General features: G+C 42.9%; 21 protein-coding genes. 20 read left to right on the top strand and 1 reads right to left on the bottom strand.

The window, feature by feature from the left end; translation table 11 throughout:
• Positions 1 to 24: 24 nt before the first annotated feature.
• The 16 genes from lepA to ACZ42E_RS07635 all read left to right on the top strand — a co-directional run bounded on the left by lepA (position 25) and on the right by ACZ42E_RS07635 (position 16,496).
• Complete coding sequence (gene lepA, locus ACZ42E_RS07710; protein ID WP_464891763.1) at positions 25 to 1,824, top strand: translation elongation factor 4; 1,800 nt, start codon at positions 25 to 27, stop codon at positions 1,822 to 1,824.
• Between the two features lie 10 nt (positions 1,825 to 1,834).
• Complete coding sequence (gene hemW / locus ACZ42E_RS07705) at positions 1,835 to 2,992, top strand: radical SAM family heme chaperone HemW (protein WP_464891762.1); 1,158 nt, start codon at positions 1,835 to 1,837, stop codon at positions 2,990 to 2,992.
• 93 nt (positions 2,993 to 3,085) lie between these two features.
• Positions 3,086 to 4,111 (top strand): heat-inducible transcriptional repressor HrcA, encoded by a 1,026-nt coding sequence (gene hrcA / locus ACZ42E_RS07700; RefSeq protein WP_464891761.1) that lies wholly within the window; start codon positions 3,086 to 3,088, stop codon positions 4,109 to 4,111.
• A gap of 12 nt (positions 4,112 to 4,123) precedes the next feature.
• Complete coding sequence (locus ACZ42E_RS07695; protein ID WP_464891760.1) at positions 4,124 to 5,686, top strand: TCP-1/cpn60 chaperonin family protein; 1,563 nt, start codon at positions 4,124 to 4,126, stop codon at positions 5,684 to 5,686.
• A 16-nt stretch (positions 5,687 to 5,702) separates the two neighbouring features.
• A complete protein-coding gene (gene grpE / locus ACZ42E_RS07690; RefSeq protein ID WP_464891759.1) occupies positions 5,703 to 6,302 on the top strand; it encodes a nucleotide exchange factor GrpE in 600 nt (199 codons plus the stop codon).
• A 39-nt stretch (positions 6,303 to 6,341) separates the two neighbouring features.
• On the top strand, positions 6,342 to 8,147 hold the full coding sequence (gene dnaK, locus ACZ42E_RS07685; protein ID WP_464891758.1) for a molecular chaperone DnaK: 1,806 nt from the start codon (positions 6,342 to 6,344) through the stop codon (positions 8,145 to 8,147).
• Positions 8,148 to 8,311: 164 nt separating this feature from the next.
• Positions 8,312 to 9,463, top strand: a complete 1,152-nt coding sequence (gene dnaJ, locus ACZ42E_RS07680) for a molecular chaperone DnaJ (protein WP_464891757.1) — start codon at positions 8,312 to 8,314, stop codon at positions 9,461 to 9,463.
• 14 nt (positions 9,464 to 9,477) lie between these two features.
• Positions 9,478 to 10,401 carry a 50S ribosomal protein L11 methyltransferase gene (gene prmA / locus ACZ42E_RS07675; RefSeq protein WP_464891756.1) on the top strand — a complete coding sequence of 308 codons (924 nt, stop codon included), beginning with the start codon at positions 9,478 to 9,480 and terminating at the stop codon, positions 10,399 to 10,401.
• A 50-nt stretch (positions 10,402 to 10,451) separates the two neighbouring features.
• Positions 10,452 to 11,195 carry a 16S rRNA (uracil(1498)-N(3))-methyltransferase gene (locus ACZ42E_RS07670; protein ID WP_464891755.1) on the top strand — a complete coding sequence of 248 codons (744 nt, stop codon included), beginning with the start codon at positions 10,452 to 10,454 and terminating at the stop codon, positions 11,193 to 11,195.
• Between the two features lie 23 nt (positions 11,196 to 11,218).
• Complete coding sequence (gene mtaB / locus ACZ42E_RS07665) at positions 11,219 to 12,517, top strand: tRNA (N(6)-L-threonylcarbamoyladenosine(37)-C(2))-methylthiotransferase MtaB (protein ID WP_464891754.1); 1,299 nt, start codon at positions 11,219 to 11,221, stop codon at positions 12,515 to 12,517.
• Positions 12,518 to 12,561: 44 nt separating this feature from the next.
• A complete protein-coding gene (locus ACZ42E_RS07660; RefSeq protein WP_464891753.1) occupies positions 12,562 to 12,939 on the top strand; it encodes a helix-turn-helix domain-containing protein in 378 nt (125 codons plus the stop codon).
• Positions 12,936 to 14,114: an acyl-CoA dehydrogenase family protein gene (locus ACZ42E_RS07655; protein WP_464891752.1), complete on the top strand. Its 1,179-nt coding sequence runs from the start codon at positions 12,936 to 12,938 to the stop codon at positions 14,112 to 14,114. Before ACZ42E_RS07660 ends, ACZ42E_RS07655 begins: the two co-directional genes overlap by 4 nt.
• A 22-nt stretch (positions 14,115 to 14,136) precedes the next feature.
• Positions 14,137 to 15,312, top strand: coding sequence for an acyl-CoA dehydrogenase family protein (locus ACZ42E_RS07650; RefSeq protein WP_464891751.1), 1,176 nt, complete (start codon positions 14,137 to 14,139; stop codon positions 15,310 to 15,312).
• A gap of 122 nt (positions 15,313 to 15,434) precedes the next feature.
• Positions 15,435 to 15,782 (top strand): histidine triad nucleotide-binding protein, encoded by a 348-nt coding sequence (locus ACZ42E_RS07645; RefSeq protein WP_464891750.1) that lies wholly within the window; start codon positions 15,435 to 15,437, stop codon positions 15,780 to 15,782.
• Between the two features lie 75 nt (positions 15,783 to 15,857).
• Positions 15,858 to 16,034, top strand: a complete 177-nt coding sequence (gene rpsU / locus ACZ42E_RS07640; protein WP_073091239.1) for a 30S ribosomal protein S21 — start codon at positions 15,858 to 15,860, stop codon at positions 16,032 to 16,034.
• 12 nt (positions 16,035 to 16,046) lie between these two features.
• Positions 16,047 to 16,496 carry a GatB/YqeY domain-containing protein gene (locus tag ACZ42E_RS07635; RefSeq protein WP_464891749.1) on the top strand — a complete coding sequence of 150 codons (450 nt, stop codon included), beginning with the start codon at positions 16,047 to 16,049 and terminating at the stop codon, positions 16,494 to 16,496.
• A 178-nt stretch (positions 16,497 to 16,674) separates the two neighbouring features.
• On the opposite strand, the gene ACZ42E_RS07630 is transcribed toward ACZ42E_RS07635, so the two are convergent.
• A complete protein-coding gene (locus ACZ42E_RS07630; RefSeq protein WP_464891748.1) occupies positions 16,675 to 17,142 on the bottom strand; it encodes a TspO/MBR family protein in 468 nt (155 codons plus the stop codon).
• Between the two features lie 176 nt (positions 17,143 to 17,318).
• On the opposite strand from ACZ42E_RS07630, the gene ACZ42E_RS07625 reads away from it, so the two are divergent.
• The 4 genes from ACZ42E_RS07625 (at position 17,319) to ACZ42E_RS07610 (ending at position 21,034) form a co-directional block, all read left to right on the top strand.
• Positions 17,319 to 19,064: a methyl-accepting chemotaxis protein gene (locus ACZ42E_RS07625; RefSeq protein WP_464891747.1), complete on the top strand. Its 1,746-nt coding sequence runs from the start codon at positions 17,319 to 17,321 to the stop codon at positions 19,062 to 19,064.
• A 37-nt stretch (positions 19,065 to 19,101) separates the two neighbouring features.
• Entirely contained in the window at positions 19,102 to 19,623 is a 522-nt protein-coding gene (locus tag ACZ42E_RS07620; RefSeq protein ID WP_464891746.1) for a PAS domain-containing protein, read from the top strand.
• The gene (locus ACZ42E_RS07615; RefSeq protein WP_464891745.1) at positions 19,557 to 20,768 is read left to right on the top strand and encodes a putative bifunctional diguanylate cyclase/phosphodiesterase; all 1,212 of its coding nucleotides are present in this window, start codon (positions 19,557 to 19,559) and stop codon (positions 20,766 to 20,768) included. Before ACZ42E_RS07620 ends, ACZ42E_RS07615 begins: the two co-directional genes overlap by 67 nt.
• 110 nt (positions 20,769 to 20,878) lie before the next feature.
• Positions 20,879 to 21,034, top strand: a complete 156-nt coding sequence (locus ACZ42E_RS07610) for a hypothetical protein (RefSeq protein WP_464891744.1) — start codon at positions 20,879 to 20,881, stop codon at positions 21,032 to 21,034.
• Positions 21,035 to 21,038 lie beyond the last annotated feature (4 nt).

The following is a 21,038-nucleotide window of genomic DNA, read 5'->3' as shown; positions in this document are numbered from 1 at the left end:
GTTTGCAGCTTGGAGGGTTATAAATTGCAGGAAAGGATAAGAAATTTTAGCATAATCGCTCATATAGACCACGGTAAATCTACCCTGGCAGACAGGCTGCTGGAGTTTACCGGGGCTATTTCGGACCGGGAAATGCGGGAACAGTTTTTGGACAAGATGGATTTGGAACGGGAAAAGGGAATTACTATAAAACTGCAGCCGGTAAGGCTTAATTATAAAGCAAAGGATGGCAATGATTATATATTAAATCTTATTGATACTCCGGGACATGTGGATTTTACCTATGAGGTTTCCCGCAGCCTGGCTGCCTGTGAAGGGGCTTTGCTGGTAGTAGATGCTTCCCAGGGTATAGAAGCGCAGACCCTGGCTAATGTATATATGGCTATGGATTTAGATTTGGCTATAGTGGGAGTTATTAATAAAATAGACCTTCCCGGAGCCAGGGTAGAAGAGGTAAAGGAAGAGATTCAAAATGTTATCGGGCTCGCTCCCGATGAGATATATCCTATTTCTGCCAAGCTGGGCATAGGTATTGAAGAGGTGCTGGAAGCAGTAATAAAACATATTCCCCCTCCTAAAGGGGATGTCAATGCACCTTTACAGGCCTTGATTTTCGACTCTTATTTTGATCCTTATAAAGGAGCTATTTCCTATATAAGGGTAGTTTCCGGCAAAGTTAAAAAAGGCGATATTATAAAGATGATGTCGACAGGAAAAGAATTTGAAGTTACGGAATTAGGTGTTTTAAATCCTTACATGACTGAGGTGGATTCGCTGGAGGTAGGCGAAGTTGGTTACCTGGCAGCCAGCATAAAAAATGTCAGTGATACCAAAGTGGGGGATACCATAACTTTGGCGGAAAATCCAGCTGAAAAGCCTTTGCCAGGTTATAAGGTGGTAAAGCCTATGGTGTACTGCGGGCTTTATCCACTGGAGAACAGCGAATTTGAAAAATTAAGGGATGCTCTGGACAAGCTTAAGCTTAATGATGCTTCCCTGGTTTATGAGCCTGAAACTTCAGAAGCTCTGGGATTTGGTTTCAGATGCGGCTTTTTAGGCCTTTTGCATCTGGAAATTATAAAAGAACGGCTGGAAAGAGAGTATGATTTAAGCCTCCTGGCTACTGCACCCAGTGTTGTCTATAAAGTGCAGCTTACTGATGGTTCTGAGGTAGAAGTGCAGAATCCCAAACACTGGCCTATGCCACAGAAGATTGATAAGGTTCTGGAACCTTTTGTCAAGGCTTCTATCATGGTACCCAGTGATTATATAGGAGCAGTTATGGAGCTGTGCCAGGAAAAAAGAGGCCGTTATGAAAATATGGAGTATCTTTCTAAAGACAGGGTATTGCTGACATATAAACTGCCTTTATCAGAAATTTTGTATGACTTTTTTGATGCCTTAAAATCCCGTACCCGTGGCTATGCTTCTTTAGATTATGAAATAAGCGGTTATGAGGAATCGGATCTGGTTAAGCTTGATATCCTTCTTAATGGTGAAATAGTGGATGCTTTAAGTTTTATAGTGCACCGGGAAAATGCTTACTATCGAGCAAGGGCTATAGTGCAGAAATTAAGAAAAATTATCCCCCGCCAGCTTTATGAAGTAGTTATCCAGGCGGCCATTGGGAGTAAAGTTATTGCCCGGGAAACCGTCAAGGCTCTGCGCAAAGATGTTCTGGCCAAGTGTTATGGCGGTGATGTAACACGCAAGAAAAAGCTTTTGGAAAAACAAAAAGAAGGCAAGAAAAAGATGAAGCAGATAGGACATGTGGAAGTACCTAAAGATGCCTTTATGACTATTCTGGATATAGAAAATGAATAGGAGGATAAAAATGAAAGGGGAAAACAGGGAAGCCGGCATTTATGTTCATATCCCTTTCTGCCTCCGCAAATGCAGCTACTGCGATTTTTATTCGGAAACTGTTTTTAATGAAGAGACTTTAAACAGCTATGTAGAGGCTCTGCTTAAAGAAATAGAAATATTTGAAGAGGGAAAAGATTTGAATTTTATTTCTGTTTATATAGGCGGGGGAACGCCTTCCCTGCTTGAGGGTAAGCATGTTGAGGCACTTTTAAAAAAAATAAGGAGCAGATTTGTTTTAAAAAAAGATGCTGAAATAACTCTGGAAGCTAATCCTGCTACTTTAGATAAGGGCAGGATTAGCCGTTTTTATGAGGCGGGAGTTAACCGTTTTTCTATAGGAGCGCAGAGTTTCAGGGATGAGGAACTTAAAATTCTGGGCCGGGTGCATACGGAAAAAGATATTTTACAAACGGTAGAAGCTTTAGACGGTCTGGGGATAAAAAACTATAATCTTGATCTTATTTACGGCATTCCGGGGCAGACGGCAGAGAGTTTTGAATACAGCCTGAAAAAGGCGGTTTTTTGCCGTCCTGCTCATATTTCAGCCTATCTTTTGCAGCTGGATGATTCTGTTCCTATGGCAGAGGCGGTTAGGAAAGGTGTTTTTACCCTGCTTTCTGACCAGGAAGAACATGATTTATATTATATGGCTATTGGTTATCTTGAGGAACAGGGATATGAACAATATGAGCTTGCTAACTTTTGCCTGGATGGGTTCTTTTGCAGGCATAATCTCGTTTACTGGAGGGCAAACGAGTATATAGGCCTGGGAGCTGGAGGGGTAAGCTATATTGAGGGAAGACGTTTTATGAATTTTCCTTCGGTAAAGAAATATATGCAAAACCTGCATAAAGGCCTGCTGCCAGAGAGAGAAGAGCTTGAATATATGGCTACCAGGGAAGAAAAAGCAGTTGATGCTATCATATTGGGCTTGAGGTTGTGTCAGGGAGTAAATCTTGAGGAGTTTAAAGAACGTTTTGGAATAGATATAAAAGAAAAGTATAAGAATATAATACGGAAGTATGAAGAAGAAAAACTGCTTGCTGTGAAGGATGGATACATGTATCTTACGAAAAAAGGCTATTTTCTTTCTAATGAAGTTTTAAGGGGATTTATAATAAGTTGAGGTATGCTTGACAAAGAATATATGAGGTGATATTTTTTTAGTAAATACTGATTAGCACTCAATAAAGGAGAGTGCTAACAGAGGTGATGAGAGATGACCCTAGATGATAGAAAAAAACTTATCCTGGAATCTATAATTAAGGATTATGTGGAAACGGCAGAGCCGGTAGGCTCCAGGGCGGTAGTAAAGAAGCACGGGCTTAATATAAGTGCAGCTACTGTACGCAACGAAATGGCCGACCTGGAAGAAATGGGCTATTTGGAACAGCCTTATACTTCGGCAGGAAGGATTCCTTCCCAGTTAGGCTACCGGTATTATGTAGATTGTATGATGCAGAAAGAGACTTTGTCTGATGAAGAGATTGAGCTTTTGCAGAAGATACTGCGGGATAATATACATGAGTGGAATGAGGTAATTGAAAAGGTAAGCATTTTTCTGGCGCAGGCTACCAGTTACGCTTCATTTGTAATTTTTCCTTCCCTTTCTTTTAGCAAATTTAAATATTTGCAAATTTTGCCCATTGAAGATCACAAGGCATTAGTCATTGCCGTTACTGACAGTGGGCTTATAATGCACCGCAAGATAGAAGTTACGGAAAATATTGCCTCTTCTGATCTGGAAACCATATCCAAGGCCTTCAATAAGGTTTTTGGAGGAAGAAAACTTAATGAAATAAGCAAGACTGACCTTATGCTTATAAGGGACAGTTTAAGAAGGCGCAAAAAAGTTATTGACAGGGTACTGGATGCCGTAGAGTATATGCTGGCCGGTTCCAAAGAGGAAAAGATAGCCATAAGCGGTACCTTGAATATCCTTAATGAGCCTGAGTTCAAAGACCTGGAAAAACTGAAGAAGATACTGGCCATTTTAGAGGAAGATGTACTGCTTCGAAGCCTTATTCCCGAAGATGTGAAAGAAGAGGTGGAAATCCGCATCGGTACCGAGAATAATATTGAAGGCATAAAAGAAATCAGCATAGTAGTTTCTGGTTACCATACCCTGGGACAAAAAGGGAAGATAGGTGTAATAGGCCCTATACGCATGGAATACTGGAAAGCAGCCGGTACAGTGGAAACGGTGGGCAAGGTGCTGGAACAGATTTTGAAGGATAAGTTTTAACTGGAGGTAGTAATGAGCGATAATCTTTTGTCATCCAATCAGCAGGTAGATGATAAACTGCAAACCTTACTTCATAACGCCGGTGCTGCACGTGCTATTTCCCAGGTGGTAGAAGGCACGATAGGGCCTAAAGGCCTTGATATAATGATGGTTGACCGTTTTGGGGATGTAGTTATAAGCAATGATGGAGTAACCATTTTGAAATTTATGGAAGTAAACCATCCTGCTGCCCGGATGATAATAAATACTGCCCAGGCGCAGCAGTCGGAAGTTGGGGATGGTACCACCACCACTACTATAATAGCAGGTGCTCTGGTGGCTGAAGGCTGCAGCTATGTGCTAAAAGGGGTACCGGTAACCAAGGTTATCGAAGGCATCAACTATGCAGCAGCCAAAGCTGTGGAGCTTATAGAGAAACAGACGGTAAAGATAGAAGATATGGAAGATGATTTGCTTTTTAATGTAGCCTGTATAGCGGGAAGAGGCCAGAACGATTTGGCCTCCCTTGTTCTGCAGGGAGCCAAACTGGTAGGAATAGAAAAGCTTAAGGAGAAAGATTACAAATTTGCCGAGGCGGTTTTGGCCCGGGAACTGGCGGAAAATGAAGTCTTTAAAGGTATTGTCATAAATAAGGAACCTTTGAATGATGGGATGCCCCGGCTAGTAGAAAATCCAAGGATTCTGGTTATTGATGATGCACTGCAGCCGGTTGATGCGGAGCATGAAGTGATAAAAACCGATGCTGGCTTTCAGTATTACATAAAGGCCAGGGAGGAGTATGAAAGGAATCTGCACCGCATATGTGACGCGGGAATAAATGTAGTTGTCGTGGACCGCTCGGTTGATGATTTGGCAGAACAGATTTTTACTGAGCGAGGGATACTTGTTTTTTCCCGGGTTTCTTCCAGCCAGATAGATAACCTGTGCCGGCATACCGGGGCTAAGAAAGTAAAAAGGGCAGTTTTGAAAAGGGATATAGAATCTATAAAGTCCTATACCGGGACAGCCAGATTGGTAAAGGTTGACCAGAAATTGAAACATGCCTGTTTTTATGAGGGAGGAGGAGAAAACCGGGCTACCGTTATTGTAGGTGCTGCTACCGAGGAAGTTGTGGAAGAAAGAGAGAGGATGGCTAAAGATGCCGCTTCTGCCCTGCAGGCAGCTTTAAAGGGAGGGGTAGTGCCGGGAGGAGGAGCTGTTGAGGTATGGCTGGCCGGGTGTATGGAGGAGTACGCTAAAAAAATTGAAGGAGTAGCTTCTTTTGGGGTTTTGTGTTTTAAGGAGGCTTTGCTTAAGCCTTTTTACTGTCTGGCAGCCAATGCAGGCTTTAATCCTCTGGAAAAATTGGGAGAAGTGATGGGAGCTCAAAATCGGGAAAAAAATCCAGCTCTTACCTTTGACAGTGATAGCGGCAAAATTATTGATGCTTTTAAGAAGGGGATTGTAGATCCAGCTCCTGTTAAGATTCATGCCATAAAAGCGGCCAGTGAAGTGGCAGTAGCCATTTTGCGCATAAATACAATTATAAGGATGAAAGATGATGCCTTAAGGAAAAATGAGCTGAAAACCGAGTAAAGAGGTGAATTTTTAGATGCCGGAAAAAGAGTTGAATGAGGAAAATGTAATAAATGAAAAAGCTGAAGGGCAAGAAGAGATAAAGGAGGTAGGAGAGGAGGAAAAAAAAGCAGACAGTGAAGAGGAAACAGGCGGCGAAAAAAACGATGAGATGGTAAGGCTGGAAGAAGAGCTGAAAGCTAAAGAAGAAGAGGTAAAGAAATATTATGAGCTTTATTTAAGAGCTTTGGCTGAGCTTGATAATGTGAAAAAGAGAGCGGCCAGGGAGAAGGAAGAGTACATAAAATATGCTTCTCTCCCTCTTATAAAAAAGTTTCTAGGCGTAATTGATGATCTGGAGAGGGCTCTTACTGCTTCTCTTTCCAATCAGGATTACCAGAGCTTGAGCAAAGGTTTGGAAATGGTGGTCAAGAAAATGCATAAAATCATGGAGGAAGAAGGGGTAGAGCCTATCGAAGCGGTAGGTAAGCCTTTTGATCCTCAGTATCATGAAGCATTTGCTGTAGAGGAAAACAGTGAATATCCATCTGACACTATTATTGAAGAAATGCGCAAGGGGTATGTAATGCACGGCCGGGTCATAAGGCCGAGTTTAGTTAAAGTAAATAAGGGTTAGTTTCAAAAATAAAAGCATATTACTCTGGAGGTGTTTAAGGTGGGCAAGGTTATAGGTATAGATTTAGGAACTACTAACTCCTGTGTGGCAGTTATGGAAGGAAATGATGTTATAGTTATCCCTAATGCCGAAGGAGAAAGGATAACCCCTTCTGTAGTCGGTTTTTCCAAGTCAGGAGAAAGACTGGTGGGCAGAATAGCTAAACGGCAGGCTATTACCAATCCTGACCGCACGGTTATTTCTATTAAACGCAAGATGGGAACTGATTATAAGGTAGAAATAGATGGCAAAAAATACACTCCCCAGGAAATATCCGCTATGATTCTGCAGAAGCTTAAGGCTGATGCAGAAAGTTATCTGGGGGAAAAGATAACCCAGGCGGTAATAACGGTCCCTGCTTATTTTACTGATGCGCAGAGGCAGGCGACCAAGGATGCCGGAAAAATTGCCGGGCTTGAAGTCCTGCGTATAATAAATGAGCCGACAGCAGCTGCCCTGGCTTATGGCCTGGATAAAGAAGAAAATCAGACTATATTAGTCTTTGACCTGGGTGGAGGAACTTTTGACGTTTCTATTCTGGAAATAGGGGATGGCGTTTTTGAAGTAAAGGCTACCAGCGGAAATAACTACCTGGGCGGAGATGATTTTGACGAACGCATTATAAACTGGCTTATTGAGGAATTTAAGAAAGATACCGGCATTGATTTGAGAAATGATAAAATGGCTATGCAGCGTTTAAAGGAAGCAGCTGAGAAAGCAAAGCATGAGCTTTCCAATGTTTTAACGGCTGAAATTAATATTCCTTATATTACGGCTACCCAGGAAGGACCGCTGCATCTCGAGAAAACTTTAACCAGGGCCAAGTTTAACGAACTTACCGCTGACCTGGTAGAAAAGACTATGGGGCCAACCAGGCAGGCTTTGAAGGATGCCGGCCTTAAACCGGAGGATATAGATAAGGTTATTCTGGTAGGAGGTTCTACCCGTATACCTGCTGTGCAGGAAGCTATCAAAAACTTCATTGGGAAGGAACCATTTAAAGGGATAAATCCTGATGAAGTGGTGGCTATCGGTGCTGCTATTCAGGCAGCAGTTCTGGCTGGAGAAGTAAAGGATATAGTCCTTCTGGATGTAACTCCCCTTTCCCTGGGTATCGAAACTTTGGGAGGAGTATTTACCAAGATTATCGAAAGAAATACTACTATTCCTACTTCCAAGAGCCAGATATTTACAACTGCTGCTGACAATCAGACTTCTGTCGATATTCATGTTCTGCAGGGAGAAAGAAAGATGGCAGCCGACAATGTTACTTTAGGACGGTTCCAGCTTACCGGTATTCCACCAGCTCCCCGGGGAGTTCCTCAAATTGAGGTTACTTTTGATATCGATGTTAACGGGATTGTGCATGTATCAGCCAAAGACCTGGCTACCAATAAAGAGCAAAAAATCACCATAACTTCTTCCAGCGGCTTAAGCCAGGAAGAGATTGAAAGAATGGTAAGGGAAGCCGAACAGTATGCGAAAGAAGATGAAGAAAGGTTGGCCAGGGTTGAAGCGCGCAATCAGGCAGACAGCACCATATATCAGGCGAATAAGACTTTGAAAGATTATGCTGATAAGATAGACGAAGAATCGAAGAAGAAGATTGAGCAGGCTAAAGCTGATTTAGAAGCAGTAATGAATGGGGATAATGTGGAAGAAATTAAGGCTAAGACTAATGCCCTGATGGAAGCTATTTTTGCGTTTACCACCAGGATGTACCAGAATGCTTCTGGTGAAAGCGGAGCAGATGCCGGCAATGATGGCGTTTATGATGCAGATTATGAGGTAAGAGATGATAAATAAATGAAGCCTCAAAATTACCCGGAAGCCATCTGGTTTTCCGGGTTTTGACTGTTTTAGAGAAGGATTGATTAGATTTCAGGTTATTTTTTTGCTAGAATTTAAACTGGTATTTTATGTGGAGAAAAAAGTCATAAGAGTGCGCTTTACAGGGAAGGTGGGATAAAATGGCAGCCAAGCGCGATTTTTATGAGGTCCTGGGAGTAAGCCGCGATGCTACCCAGGAAGAGATAAAAAAGGCTTACCGGCAAATGGCCAGGAAATACCATCCTGATGTAAATAAAGAAGACCCCAATGCTGCGGAAAAATTTAAGGAAATAAATGAAGCCTACGAAATTTTAAGCGATCCGCAAAAGAGGGCAGCTTATGACCGGTTTGGGCATGATGCCTTTGACCAGGCGCGCAGCGCAGGAGCAGGAGGCTTTGGAGGTTTTGGTGGTTTTGGCGGCTTTGAGGATTTAGGCGGTTTTGGGGATATTTTTGACATGTTTTTTGGCTCAGGTACTGCTTCCAGAAGGCGCCGAACTGGTCCCCAGCGCGGTGCTGACCGGGAGATAAGATTGGAAATAGACCTGGAAGATGCTGTGTTTGGAGCCGAGAAAGAGATAGAAATAAGCCGTATGGAAAAGTGTGAAAAGTGTAATGGAACAGGAGCTGAACCTGGTTCCGGGGTAAAGACCTGTCCTACCTGTCATGGGCACGGACAGGTGAGAAATGTGCAGACTACGCCTTTTGGACGTTTTGAAACTATTAAAACCTGCAGCCGCTGCCATGGAGAGGGAAAGATAATAGAAAAGCCATGTGCTTCCTGTAAAGGGAGCGGCCATGTAAGAAGAGCGCGCCGGATTAATATCCGTATTCCAGCCGGGATAGACAGCGGTTCCCGCCTCAGGATTCAGGGCGAGGGAGAATTGGGGTTAAGGGGAGGTCCGCCGGGGGATTTATATATAACAGTAGTTATTAAACCCCATCCCAGGTTTGAAAGGGATGGCTATGATTTGTACACGGAAGAAGAAATAAGTTTTGTCAAGGCTGCTTTAGGTGGGGATATAGAAATCACGCTCCCGGGAGAGGAAATCTATACTCTGCGCATACCGGAAGGAACTCAGCCGGGGGATGTGCTTAAGGTAAAGGGAAAAGGGGTTCCTTATCTTAATAGCCAGCGGCGCGGTGATTTAAATGTCGTAATAAAGGTTAAAATACCTACTAAGCTTACTAAAAAGCAGAGAGAGCTTTTGGAGAAATTCTATGAAGAGGAAAGTGGAGAAGAAAAGCCGAAAAAAGGTTTTTTTGAAAAATTTAAAGATGCTATGGGATAAAGGAGTATAAGATTATGAAGTGGAAAGAGATAAGTGTAGTGACAGAAGGAATATGTGCGGAAGCGGTAGCCGGCATATTTCATCAACTGGGTTCAGGAGGAGTAGTAATTGAAGATTTTCAAGCGGCCAGAAGGTATGAAAATCAGGAAAAATGGAATCCAGACCTATTTTCGCCTGATTTTTATGAACATGATTTTGTGGTGATAAAGGCCTATTTTAGTGAGGAACGCCAGGTTTTGGAAGATGTAAACAAGCTGCTTGCTAAAGTGGAAGAAAACTTTGGGGTAAAATGCAAGGTGTTTCTGGATGAGGTAAAAGATGAGGACTGGGAAGAATCCTGGAAAAAATACTACCATACCTTTAAGGTGGGAAATCGCATAGTCATAAAGCCTTCCTGGGAAGATTATACGGCTGAAGATGATGAAATAGTGGTGGAAATCGATCCCGGAATGGCATTTGGCACTGGAGTGCATGCCTCAACCCGTTTCTGCCTCCGGTTTTTAGATAAGTATCTCAAGGGAGGCGAAAAGATAGTTGATGCCGGCTGCGGTTCGGGAATACTTTCTATTGCTGCGGTGAAGCTGGGAGCTGAAAGTGTTCTGGCTATGGACATTGATGATGTCGCTGTTAAAGTAGCCAGGGAAAATGTAAAGCTTAATGGGCTGGAAGACAAGATACAGGTAGAAGAGGGAGATATTATAGAGAAAATAGGCACTCTTGAAGTTGACATGATACTTGCCAATATAACAGCAGAGGTAATAAATGAACTTTTACCGGAAGCGGCGAAAGCCTTGCAACCGGGAGGCTGGTTTTTTGGCTCTGGTATAGTTGACAGCCGTTTTCCCGGTGTGCAGCAAAAGCTTGATGAATGTGGGTTTGTTATAGAAGAGATTTTGACTGATGTAGATTGGGTAGGGGTAGCAGCCCGCAAAAAATAGGAGCAGATAGAGAAAAGTATTATATTTAGCCTTAAAGAAGGAGGGTGCTTATGCACCGCTTTTTTGTTAAAAAGGATAATATAAAAGGGAGAGAAGCTTTTATTGATAAAGAGGAAGCACACCACATACAAAAGGTTTTAAGGCTTAAAGAAGGGGACCGGATAGTCCTTTTCGATGGCCAGGGAACAGAATATCATGCCTTTTTACAGGGGGTAAAGGATAAAAAGCTGGTGGCTTTTATCGAAGATGTTTTAGAGGTGGACAATGAACCGCCTGTTAAGGTGAATTTAGTGCAGGGAATACCTAAAGGGGACAGGATGGAATTAATAATACAGAAGGCGGTGGAGCTGGGAGTTTTCAGGATATATCCGGTTTTGACTGAGCGGACGGTAGTAATGCTTAAAGGAGAAAAAGAGGCCAAAAAGGTAGAAAGGTGGCAGCAGATAGCAGTTGAAGCCTGCAAACAGTGCCGGCGCAATGTGGTTCCTGAGATAAAGCCGGTAGCTGCTTTTAAAGATATGCTGGGGATTATGGCGGGAAAACCTGCTTTCATGCTGTATGAAAATGAGGAAAACAAAGGCTTGAGGGATGTTTTAAGGGAGAAAAAGGATGAGGTAAAGGATGAGATATTTTTGCTGATAGGGCCGGAAGGCGGTTTTGCTCCTCATGAAGCTGATCTTGCCAAAAAAGAGGGGATTATCCTGTGCCGTTTGGGGCCAAGGATTTTGCGAACCGAAACGGCCAGCCTGGCTGCCATAAGTATAATTCTTTATGAACTGGGAGACCTGGGATAAAAGGAATAAAGGGGTTATGGGAATTGCTAAAGGCTGCTTTTTATACTTTAGGGTGTAAGGTTAATCAGGTAGAAACAGAGGCCATAAAAGAAGAGTTTATAAAGAGAGGTTATCAGATTGTTGGTTTTGAGGATAAAGCAGATGTTTATGTAATAAATACCTGTACGGTTACCCATATAAGTGACCGCAAGTCCAGAGCGGCAATAAGGAGGGCGGTGCGGAAAAACCGGGAAGCAGTAGTTGCGGTAGTCGGATGTCTGGCGCAGGTTGATAAAGACCAGCTTTTGAGTATTGAAGGGGTAGACCTGATTGTAGGCAATAAGGAAAAATATAACCTGGCAGCTCTCGTTGATGAATATATAAAGGATAGAAAACCCCGGGTGATAAACCCGGTTATCAAGCCTGGGGACAAGCTGCCTCCAGTAATTTACACCTACCGTCATGAGCGAACCCGGGCTTTTGTAAAGATTCAGGATGGCTGCCAGAGCTTTTGTTCATACTGCATAGTTCCCTATGCACGGGGACCAGTAAGAAGCAAAATGCCTCCTGATGTTTTGGCTGAGGTTAAGCAGCTTTTAAAGCTGGGATACAGGGAGCTGGTTTTTACCGGCATACATACAGGTATGTACGGGGCAGACCTTCCCGGATGGGATCTGGTAAGGCTTTTAAAATTTATACTGGCAGAAGCAGAAGGTGATTACCGTATAAGGCTAAGTTCTATTGAGCCTCTGGAGGTGAGTGAGGGGCTTTACAGGCTGATAAAGGAGGAAAAGAGGCTGTGCCGCCATTTGCATATCCCCCTGCAGAGCGGGAGCGACAAGGTTTTAAAAGACATGAACCGGCGTTATACCAGGAAATATTATTACGATCTTATTATGGAAATCGCTTCCCAGATACCAGGTATAGCTTTTACTGCTGATGTGATGGTAGGATTTCCTACGGAAACGGAGGAAGATTTCAGGGATACCTATGAGCTCCTGGAGAGCCTTCCGGTTTATGATTTGCATGTATTCAAATATTCACGCCGTCCGGGGACCAGGGCTGCGGATATGGTTTCCCAGGTTACCGAGGAAGAAAAAAATGAAAGAAGCGGGAAACTGCTCAAATTGGCCGATAAAAAAAGAATAAATTTCATTTCGAAATTTTTGGAATGTGAAATGATGTTGCTGGTAGAGAGAAAATCGGGTATAAAAAGTTATATAGGCTTGAGTGATAACTATATTGAGGTAGAATTTGAGAGCGACAAAGATTATACGGGGCAAATAGTAAGGGCAAGGCTTGTTCATACTGATGGAGAAAAGGGATATGGAATTTTGGTGTAAGATAACTTATAGCACAAGCAGCATCATTATGGAAGGTGAAAGAGATGGGTTATAAAGAAATAGGGAAAAAATTGCAGATGGCTAGAGAAGAAGCAGGATTAAGCCAGGAACAGCTGGCCAGCATGCTGGGATGTGCGCAGTCGACGCTTTCCAATTATGAAAAAGGAAAGAGGCGCATATACTTGGCGCAGTTAGAGCAGATTGCTGAAGTTTTAGGCAAGCCTATCGAATATTTTTTGGAAAGCAGTACCGCTGCAGAAAACAGCCGCAAGGAAGAACTGAAAAATATTAATTCGGCACTGGATGATGAGCCGGAACTGCTGCAGATAATAAATGCCCTCTATGACCTGCCGCGGGATAAAAGGCGTTCGGTTATGGATTATATTATCTGGCAGAAAACGCGCAGCGAGGGGGGGAAATGATGTTCAGAAGCACCGTTTCGTCCAGGGACCGGGAACTGGTGATGATGGTAAGGGAACTGGTGGAAAAGGAGATTAAGCCTAAGGCCGTAAATTATGATGCTGATGAAAGTGGAGTCTTTGACTGGACACCGGTAAATATACTGGCCAAGTATAACCTTATAGCCCCCAATATACCTGAAGAGTATGGCGGAAGAGGTTTATGCAATATAACGACAGCTATGATACTGGAGGAAATCGCAGCAGGTTCAGCAGGCCTGGCTGCTGTTTTACTTACCAATTTACATGCAGTAAGCCCTCTTTTAACTGTTGGCACCAAAGAGCAGAAAGAAGAAATACTGCCTTTGATGACGAATCCTTCTCCCAAACTGGCTGCCGCGACTATCATTGAACACAGGCCTAATTTGGAGCTGGTTGCCCAACCGGAAACCATGGATATAAGGCATTCATCAGTAAATGTGCAGGAGGTAAAAGAAGGGGATTTAATAGTAAAAGGCATAAAAGATTATGTGATGAATGCAGGGATTGCCAGCTTTATAGCTGTGGCCTTATCTACCAGTCCCTCACAGAGCAAGTCAGGCCTTCAGATTGCTATTCTGCCCATGGAGACAGAGGGGATTACCGTGGGGAATCCCCGCAGGGTTTTAGGGCTCAGATACTGCAAGGCCAATGAAGTTATTTTCGATAATGTGCGGGTAAATGAAAAATACCTTATAGGCAAAAAAGGAAGCGGATTTCTGGTTTTTATGCAGAATTTAGACCGTATAACCCCACTGGCTGCTGCCCTGTCGCTGGGGGTAGCCAGAGCAGCCTATGAAGCAGCTCTGGAAGCTTCTAAAAGCCGTATGTTTATGGGTAAGCCTATTTTTGAAGAAAGTGCGGTAAGTTTTGCCCTGGTTGAAATGGCCACCAAAATTAATGCTGCCAGACAAAGTGTACATCTGGCTTGCTGGCTTATAGACCAGGATCTTGATTATTCTCAGGCTTCCTCCAAGGCTAAGATAATTGCCAGCAGTGTAGCTCAGGAAGTTACTGCCAAAGCTATGGAGATTATAGGGGGCCAGGCTTATCTTTATGGCCATCATGCTGAAATATATATGCGGGATGCCAAAATGCTTTCCATCATTGATGGAAGTGAACAGTTCCACCGCAATCTTCTGGCTGCTCAGTTATATTAGGAAGCGAGGAAGGAGAATTATTATGGCTAGTTTTGTTTTGAACAAGGATGAAATAGAACTCATAAATGAAGTGCATGAACTGGCAGTAAAGAGGATAGCTCCCAGGGCCCTGCAGCTTGATGCTATCGGTGATGACATACAGGACTGGTCTATTCCTGAGATGCTGGCCGAGAAAAACCTTCTGGCGCCTCTTATCCCCAAACAGTACGGGGGAAGGGGTTTAAGCATGGTGGCTACTGCTGCGGTAATTGAAGAACTGGCTGCTGGCTGTGCGGGAGCTGCAGCGACTGTGGTGCAGAATATTTATGCCATAACTCCTCTTTTGATAGCTGGCAGCGAAAAGGTTAAAGAGGAATTTTTGCCCCTGCTTACTGATAAAAAGCCGAAACTTGCCGCCATCGCCATAAATGAAGCCAGGCCTGATTATAACCTGGAAAGGCCGGAAAAAAAGGATAATGAGGAGATAACCCGCATATCTTCAACATTTTACCAGGAAAATGATAAAATAGTCATTGAAGGGAGCAAGGACTACATAATAAACGGGGCAGAGGCTTCGTTTATCCTGGTTTTGGCAAGGGATAAAGATTCCCGGCATAAATCGAGCCTGCAGTTTTTACTGGTGCCGGGAAGCAGTGAAGGGGTAGAGGTAAAAGAAGTTCTGCACAAAATGGGGCTTAGAACCTGCCATACAGTGAAACTCGGTTTCAATCAGGTTAGCATACCTGAGGATTATGTAATAGGCAGAAGGGGAAGCGGTTATCTTTTGCTATTGCAAACCTTTGACCTTAACCGTACTTTGCTGGGAGCTATTGGCGTTGGCGTAGCCAAGGCTGCCTTTAACCTGGCTCTCAAAATCGCCCGCAGCAACTCGCTTTTGGGTACCAGCTCGCCTTCAAGGTATTATATATCTTCTACCCTGGCTGATATGTCTACCCAGATTGATGCCGCCAGGCTTGCGGTAATGAGGGCTGCTTATTATATAGACGCAGATGAAAATTATGCCCGGGTATCAGGTATGGCCAGGCTTTATGCTACCCAGGTAGCCCAGCAGGTTACTTCCAGTGCTGTAGATATTATAGGGCGTCTGGGATTTCTCATCGGACACCCGGCAGAAAAATATCTGCGTGATGCCCAGATGCTTTCTATGATAGCTGGCAGCGATTATCTGCATAAAAAGGTTTTGGCAGCGCAGCTTTAGACTAATTTATTCACTCCTTGTGGGGAGCCATGGTTCACTTCTTCTCTATAATCTGATAAAATCATAGTACATGGTATAATTTAGAATTTAAGAGGTATAAAATGTAGTTAGGAGGTGAAAAAGTGCCAGGAGACTGCATATTTTGCAAAATAACAGCCAAAGAAATGAATGCCAGGATTGTATATGAAGATGAAAAAATTATGGCTATCGAGGATATTAATCCGGTAGCTCCCGTGCATATACTTATAATACCTAAAAAACATATAGCTTCCCTGGATGCGGTAGCTGATGAAGACCTGGAACTCATGGGACATATACAGCTTACTGCCTCCAAACTGGCCAAAAAGCTGGGAATAAATGAAAATGGCTACCGCCTGGTCAATAACTGTGGAAGCGGGGGTGGGCAGACCGTATTCCACATTCATTACCATCTTCTGGGAGGAAGGGCTTTTGCTTGGCCGCCGGGCTAATCTTGACTATATTACTGATGAATAGTAAAATAGAAAAGCATTTATTTACACCTGGTTGATGAGGGGAGGGATATGATGAGCGAAGTAAGAGTAGGCAAAAACGAGTCACTGGATAGTGCTCTTAAAAGGTTTAAGCGCAGCTGCCAGAAGGCTGGTGTTATGCAGGAAATAAGAAAACACGAGCACTATGAAAAACCAAGTGTGCGCAGAAAGAAGAAATCAGAAGCTGCCCGCAGAAAGAAAAAATACTAAGGAGGTAATCCTTTGTCTCTAAACGAAAGACTGCTTAGTGATATGAAAGAGGCAATGAAGCAGAAAGAAGCTGGCAAGATAAGGCTGGCTACCATAAGGATGGTAAGGGCTGCCCAGAAGGAAATGGAGATTGACAAAAAGCGTGCACTTACTGATGAAGAATTGGTCCAGCTGATAAGGCGGGAAATGAAGAAACGCCAGGATGTCATTGCCGATTATGAAAAAGCCGGCCGTATGGAAATGGTAGAGCAGTTGAAGGAAGAGATAAGCATTTTAGAGGAATATCTCCCCGAGCAGCTAGGTGAAGAAGAACTGCGAAAAATGGTAAAAGAGGCTATTGCAGAAGCAGGTGCCGAAAGCAGCAAGGATATGGGCAAGGTTATGAAAATCCTTATGCCCAGAATTCAGGGGCGAGCAGACGGCAAGGTGGTAAATGAAATAGTAAAGGAAATGCTGGCATAAGAAGTCTAAGTCTGGTAAATTCTAATAAGATTTACCAGACTTTTTAATTGCCGAAAAAGGGGGAAGGGCAAATGATGAGTTTTATGAACAGAAACAAAAAAAGGTTTATATATATAATCACCGGACTGGTTATCATATCCTTTCTGGCCAGTATAGTGGCATTTGCCTTTATCTAGATTTAGTTTAAAAGCCAGATATAATAGTTGAGCAGGCTGGCAAAAGCTACCCATATTATATATGGTATCATCAGATAGGCGGCGGTTTTTTCTGCCTTATAGAAATAATAGGTAGTTATAATTATAAAAATAAAGAGGATTATTATTTCTACCAGGGCGATTCCCAAAAGTTCGAAACGGAAAAATATGATGCTCCAGGCAAAGTTAAAAAGGAGCTGGATGAGATAAAAGAGCAAAGCCTTTTTAACAAGAGGATTACCGGGGCCTTTTAGATAAACACGGTAACATGCTATACCCATAAGAAGGTAAAGCAAAATCCATACCGGCCCAAAAACCCAGGCAGGAGGAGCAAAGGCAGGTAAATTAAGCCTCTGGTATACTTCGCGCTGGGATGCGGACAGGTATGCGCTTAAGGCTCCTGTTAACTGGGGTATCAGAAGGCTTATTATAAGAGCTGATCTTTTTTGCAATTTTACACCTCCTTTTTAGTGATTTTACCATTATTTGTTGTATTAATGTATATTTTTAAAAAAATAAGTTTTATAAGGCTTATAATCCAATTTTATGGTTTTTTTTTTTTGATAAAATAGTAACATATTGTGTCTGTATTCAGGCTAAAACTATGTTATGAGGGAGGTAGAGAAAGATGTCAGCGATTAGTGGGGATGGAAGTAATCAGATAAGAAAGAGCCGTAACTTTCTAAAAAACCTTAAGGTGAGTTCACTTATCCTGTTTTTGCTTGTTCTAACTTCCCTGGCTCTGGCTTACCTTTCTTATTCGTCGCTTAAAGAAATGCGCATTTTAAGTGAAGACATGAACCGGCTTTATGAAAAGAACATGCTGGTATCCCTCAAACTAAAAGAGATGGAAACCGAATTTTACATAATAAGGCTGCAGATGACAGAAATGCTTTATTCAGGCCGGTATGACGAAAAAGCAGCTTCTCTCATAAAGGAGAAGAAAACCAGCTTAAAGAGCATACTCGATACCTACCGCAGTTACGATTTATCCCCGGAAGAAAGAGCATTATTCGATAAGATTGAACAAAATTACAATACCTATATGGAACAGGCATTAAGGGTAACCGAAAGCCTTAAACAGGGAGATCAGGTATCCCCGGAAGAGGCAGCCGCTTTTGCTGTCTATGCTTCTGATGTGCAGGATAACATAAATAAACTGGTAGCGTTAAATGCAGAGACAGCGGATAAAAAAGTTAAAGAGGCCAATTTTCTATACAGCAAGGCACGCAGTGTATTTGCTGGAATAACAGTTGCTTTGATATTAGTCTTACTTATACTTACTTTTATTTTGCGGCAGCTTATTATCGGCTATATGGCACAGATAAATGAGGTTCTGGATAAAGTTGCCCATTATGACTTTACCGTAGATTTAGAAGAAGACGGCAGCAACGAATTTGCCCAGATGAACAGGTCTTTGGCCCAGGTTATAAAGAACATGAAGCAGGCTCTGGCAGAAGTAAAAGAAAGCGCAGGCCGGGTAACCGGGCAGTCGCAGACGCTGGCAGCCGTTTCTGAAGAGTTATCAGCTTCTTCCCAGGAATTGGCCACCACCATGCAGCAGGTGGCAGAAGGAGCTACCAGCCAGGCTCAGGATCTGGCAGATATCGTAAACTCACTGGCCCAGCTTACTGCCAATATCGAGAATGTATATAGAGAGCTGCAGAATGTAAAGGATGAAACAGAAAATGCGGAAAACAAGGCTAATATAGGCAAACAGGAGATGGATGAGCTGGTAAAATCGATTGAAGAGATAAGCAAGGCTTTTGCCCTGGTGGTGAACAAGGTAGAAACCCTTACCTCGTCTGTACGCGAAATAAGCGGCATAACCGAAATAATATCAGGCATATCCGAACAGACTAACCTTTTAGCCCTTAATGCGGCTATTGAAGCAGCAAGAGCGGGAGAACACGGCAGAGGCTTTGCAGTGGTAGCGGAAGAAGTGCGCAAACTGGCGGAAGAATCAAAAGCTTCCACGGAAAAAATCATCAACCTGGTTAACTCTATAACGCGGGATACGGATGATGTTATAGCAACTTCCCGCACCGTTGAAACCTCGGTAAAAGAACAGACAGAATCGGTAGAAAAAGCGGTGAAATCTTTTGCCGACATTCTGGAAGCGGTAGAAAACATTGCCCCCCTTATGGATAGGACTTACAAGGCGATGGATGAGATTGTAAAGTCGAAAGAAGAAGTAATGCAGCGGGTAGAACAGGTAAGCGCGGTAACCGAGGAAAATTCCGCAGCTACGGAAGAAGTGGCGGCTTCTTCAGAAGAGATGAGCGCTTCTTCCCAGGAGCTTACAGCTACCGCTCAAAATCTGGCAGCTATTGCGGAAGATATGCTGCGCACTGTAGAGCGGTTTAAGGTTTAATAATGTTTTTTAGTAAGGCCTGGGGAGGAGATAAAAATTGGATAGAACTATATCAGATAATGCCTATGTTGAGCTTATTGAATTTTTTCCTCTCCCCTTTTATGTTTTTAAAGATGAAAAAATTGTTCTTAGCAATAATAAAGGAGCTTCCCTTTTGGGCGAGGAAAAGGGAAGCATAGTGGGAAAATCTCTGCTTTCTTTTTTACCCTGCCAGCAGCCGGAAGGATTAAGCTCCCGGGAAAAAGTCAGCCAGGCATGGGAAAGGGCAGCAAAGGAAGGTTTTCATCGTGCCCGCTGGTTGTTTAAACCGGCGGATAGGGAGGGGTTTTGGGGAGAAGTAGCTGTATACCGGCACGGCGAATTTTTTCTGGTTACCGTTATTAATCTTGATGGGGCGGGGAATTTAAAACCTGCGCTTAATCTTGCTCCGGTAAGGGATTACCTTACCGGAGTTTATGACAAGAGGTTTTTCCGGGAACGGCTGGAAAGCCTGTGTCTAAATGGCCGAGGAAAAAGATTTGCCCTTTTTTTATTGACCTTGACCATTTTAAAGAGATAAATGATGCTCTGGGACATCAGGCGGGGGATAAGCTTTTAAAGGATATAGCAGGAAAAGTGGAAGAAGTCCTGCCAGATGGAGCGTTAATTGCCCGGTATGGGGGAGATGAATTTGTAATTTTGCTGGAAGGCATAGCGGAAAAAGCAGATGCGTATGATATAGCCTGCCAGGTCATGGAGGCTATCAACCAGCCTTTTTATATGGAGGGAAGGAATTTTTTCGTATCAGCCAGTATAGGTATAGCTTTTTATCCAGAAGATGGGAAAGACGCGGATACCCTCATAAAAAACGCGGATATTGCCATGTACAGTGCAAAGGCGAAAAGAAGCGTATTGGCCCAGAGTATAAAGTTTTTTGCAACGGAAATGGAGGAGGAGGTTAAGGAACGGTTTTTTATCTATAACTGTTTGCGCAGTGCGCTGGAGAAAGGTGAGCTAAGCCTTTATTTCCACCCTATCGTAAACCTGGAGGAGGGCAGGAGCCAAAAAGCGGAAGTTCTTCTGCGCTGGGAAAATGAGATCATGGGCAAAGTGCCGCCGGAAAAGTTTATCCCGGTAGCGGAAGAAACCGGGTTGATTCACAATATAGGAGATTTTGTAATAAGGGAATCCTGCCGATTTATAAGGGAATTTGGCCAGGCAAGCGGACAAAAGGTTTCCTTATCCATAAATATTTCATTAAAACAGCTGGAAAATCCCTGGTTTGCTGGAGAAGTGAAACAGATGATTGACATGTTTGAAATTGATGGGGAACAGCTGGAATTTGAGATTACGGAAAGGGTATCAGGAGGGGATATAGAAGTTATTGCTGAAAACTTGAAAAGGATAAAAGAATTAGGCATAAGTGTGGCTATGGACGATTTTGGAACAGGTTATTCCTCACTGTCTATGCTGCTTAATCTGCAGGTTGATAAAGTAAAAATTGACCGCAGCTTTATAAAGAATATTTTTAATAAGCGGGAAAACATGATTGTAAAGGCTATTGTTTCCATAGCCAGGGAATTAGGTATGGAAGTGGTGGCTGAAGGAATAGAAGAGGAAGAACAGATAGAAGTTTTAAGGGGTTTGGGATGTCAATACGGGCAAGGCTATTTTTGGGCCAGACCCATGCCCTGGCAGGAATTTGTGGATTATCTTAAAATATAAAAACTGCACATAGATAAGGGCCTATGTTAAACATAAGCCCTTATTTTATTTTGTAATAAAAAGCGAATAAAATATTATGAAATGATATAATTGTAGTAAGGGGGGAGGATATGTTAAAGCTGAGCAAGCTGCCACAAGAATATTTTAAAATAATTGAAACGGTTTTTAATGAATTTGATGGGGCACTGATTATTGATGAAAAAGGCATCATAAGGGTATTTACTGATAATTATGCCCGGGAGACCGGCTTAAAAAAGAAGATGTGATAGG

This window comes from Thermosyntropha tengcongensis, assembly GCF_055381335.1.
Note: the sequence above shows the minus strand (reverse complement) of the source record. Positions and strands in the feature narration are given on the sequence as shown.

Bases quoted from the DNA above. Each gene is read 5' to 3' on its own strand.
- hemW (WP_464891762.1), top strand. From the start codon at position 1,835: ATGAAAGGGGAAAACAGGGAAGCCGGCATTTATGTTCATATCCCTTTC.
- hrcA (WP_464891761.1), top strand. From the start codon at position 3,086: ATGACCCTAGATGATAGAAAAAAACTTATCCTGGAATCTATAATTAAG.
- ACZ42E_RS07695 (WP_464891760.1), top strand. From the start codon at position 4,124: ATGAGCGATAATCTTTTGTCATCCAATCAGCAGGTAGATGATAAACTG.
- grpE (WP_464891759.1), top strand. From the start codon at position 5,703: ATGCCGGAAAAAGAGTTGAATGAGGAAAATGTAATAAATGAAAAAGCT.
- dnaJ (WP_464891757.1), top strand. From the start codon at position 8,312: ATGGCAGCCAAGCGCGATTTTTATGAGGTCCTGGGAGTAAGCCGCGAT.
- prmA (WP_464891756.1), top strand. From the start codon at position 9,478: ATGAAGTGGAAAGAGATAAGTGTAGTGACAGAAGGAATATGTGCGGAA.
- ACZ42E_RS07670 (WP_464891755.1), top strand. From the start codon at position 10,452: ATGCACCGCTTTTTTGTTAAAAAGGATAATATAAAAGGGAGAGAAGCT.
- ACZ42E_RS07660 (WP_464891753.1), top strand. From the start codon at position 12,562: ATGGGTTATAAAGAAATAGGGAAAAAATTGCAGATGGCTAGAGAAGAA.
- ACZ42E_RS07655 (WP_464891752.1), top strand. From the start codon at position 12,936: ATGATGTTCAGAAGCACCGTTTCGTCCAGGGACCGGGAACTGGTGATG.
- ACZ42E_RS07650 (WP_464891751.1), top strand. From the start codon at position 14,137: ATGGCTAGTTTTGTTTTGAACAAGGATGAAATAGAACTCATAAATGAA.
- rpsU (WP_073091239.1), top strand. From the start codon at position 15,858: ATGAGCGAAGTAAGAGTAGGCAAAAACGAGTCACTGGATAGTGCTCTT.
- ACZ42E_RS07625 (WP_464891747.1), top strand. From the start codon at position 17,319: ATGTCAGCGATTAGTGGGGATGGAAGTAATCAGATAAGAAAGAGCCGT.
- ACZ42E_RS07610 (WP_464891744.1), top strand. From the start codon at position 20,879: ATGTTAAAGCTGAGCAAGCTGCCACAAGAATATTTTAAAATAATTGAA.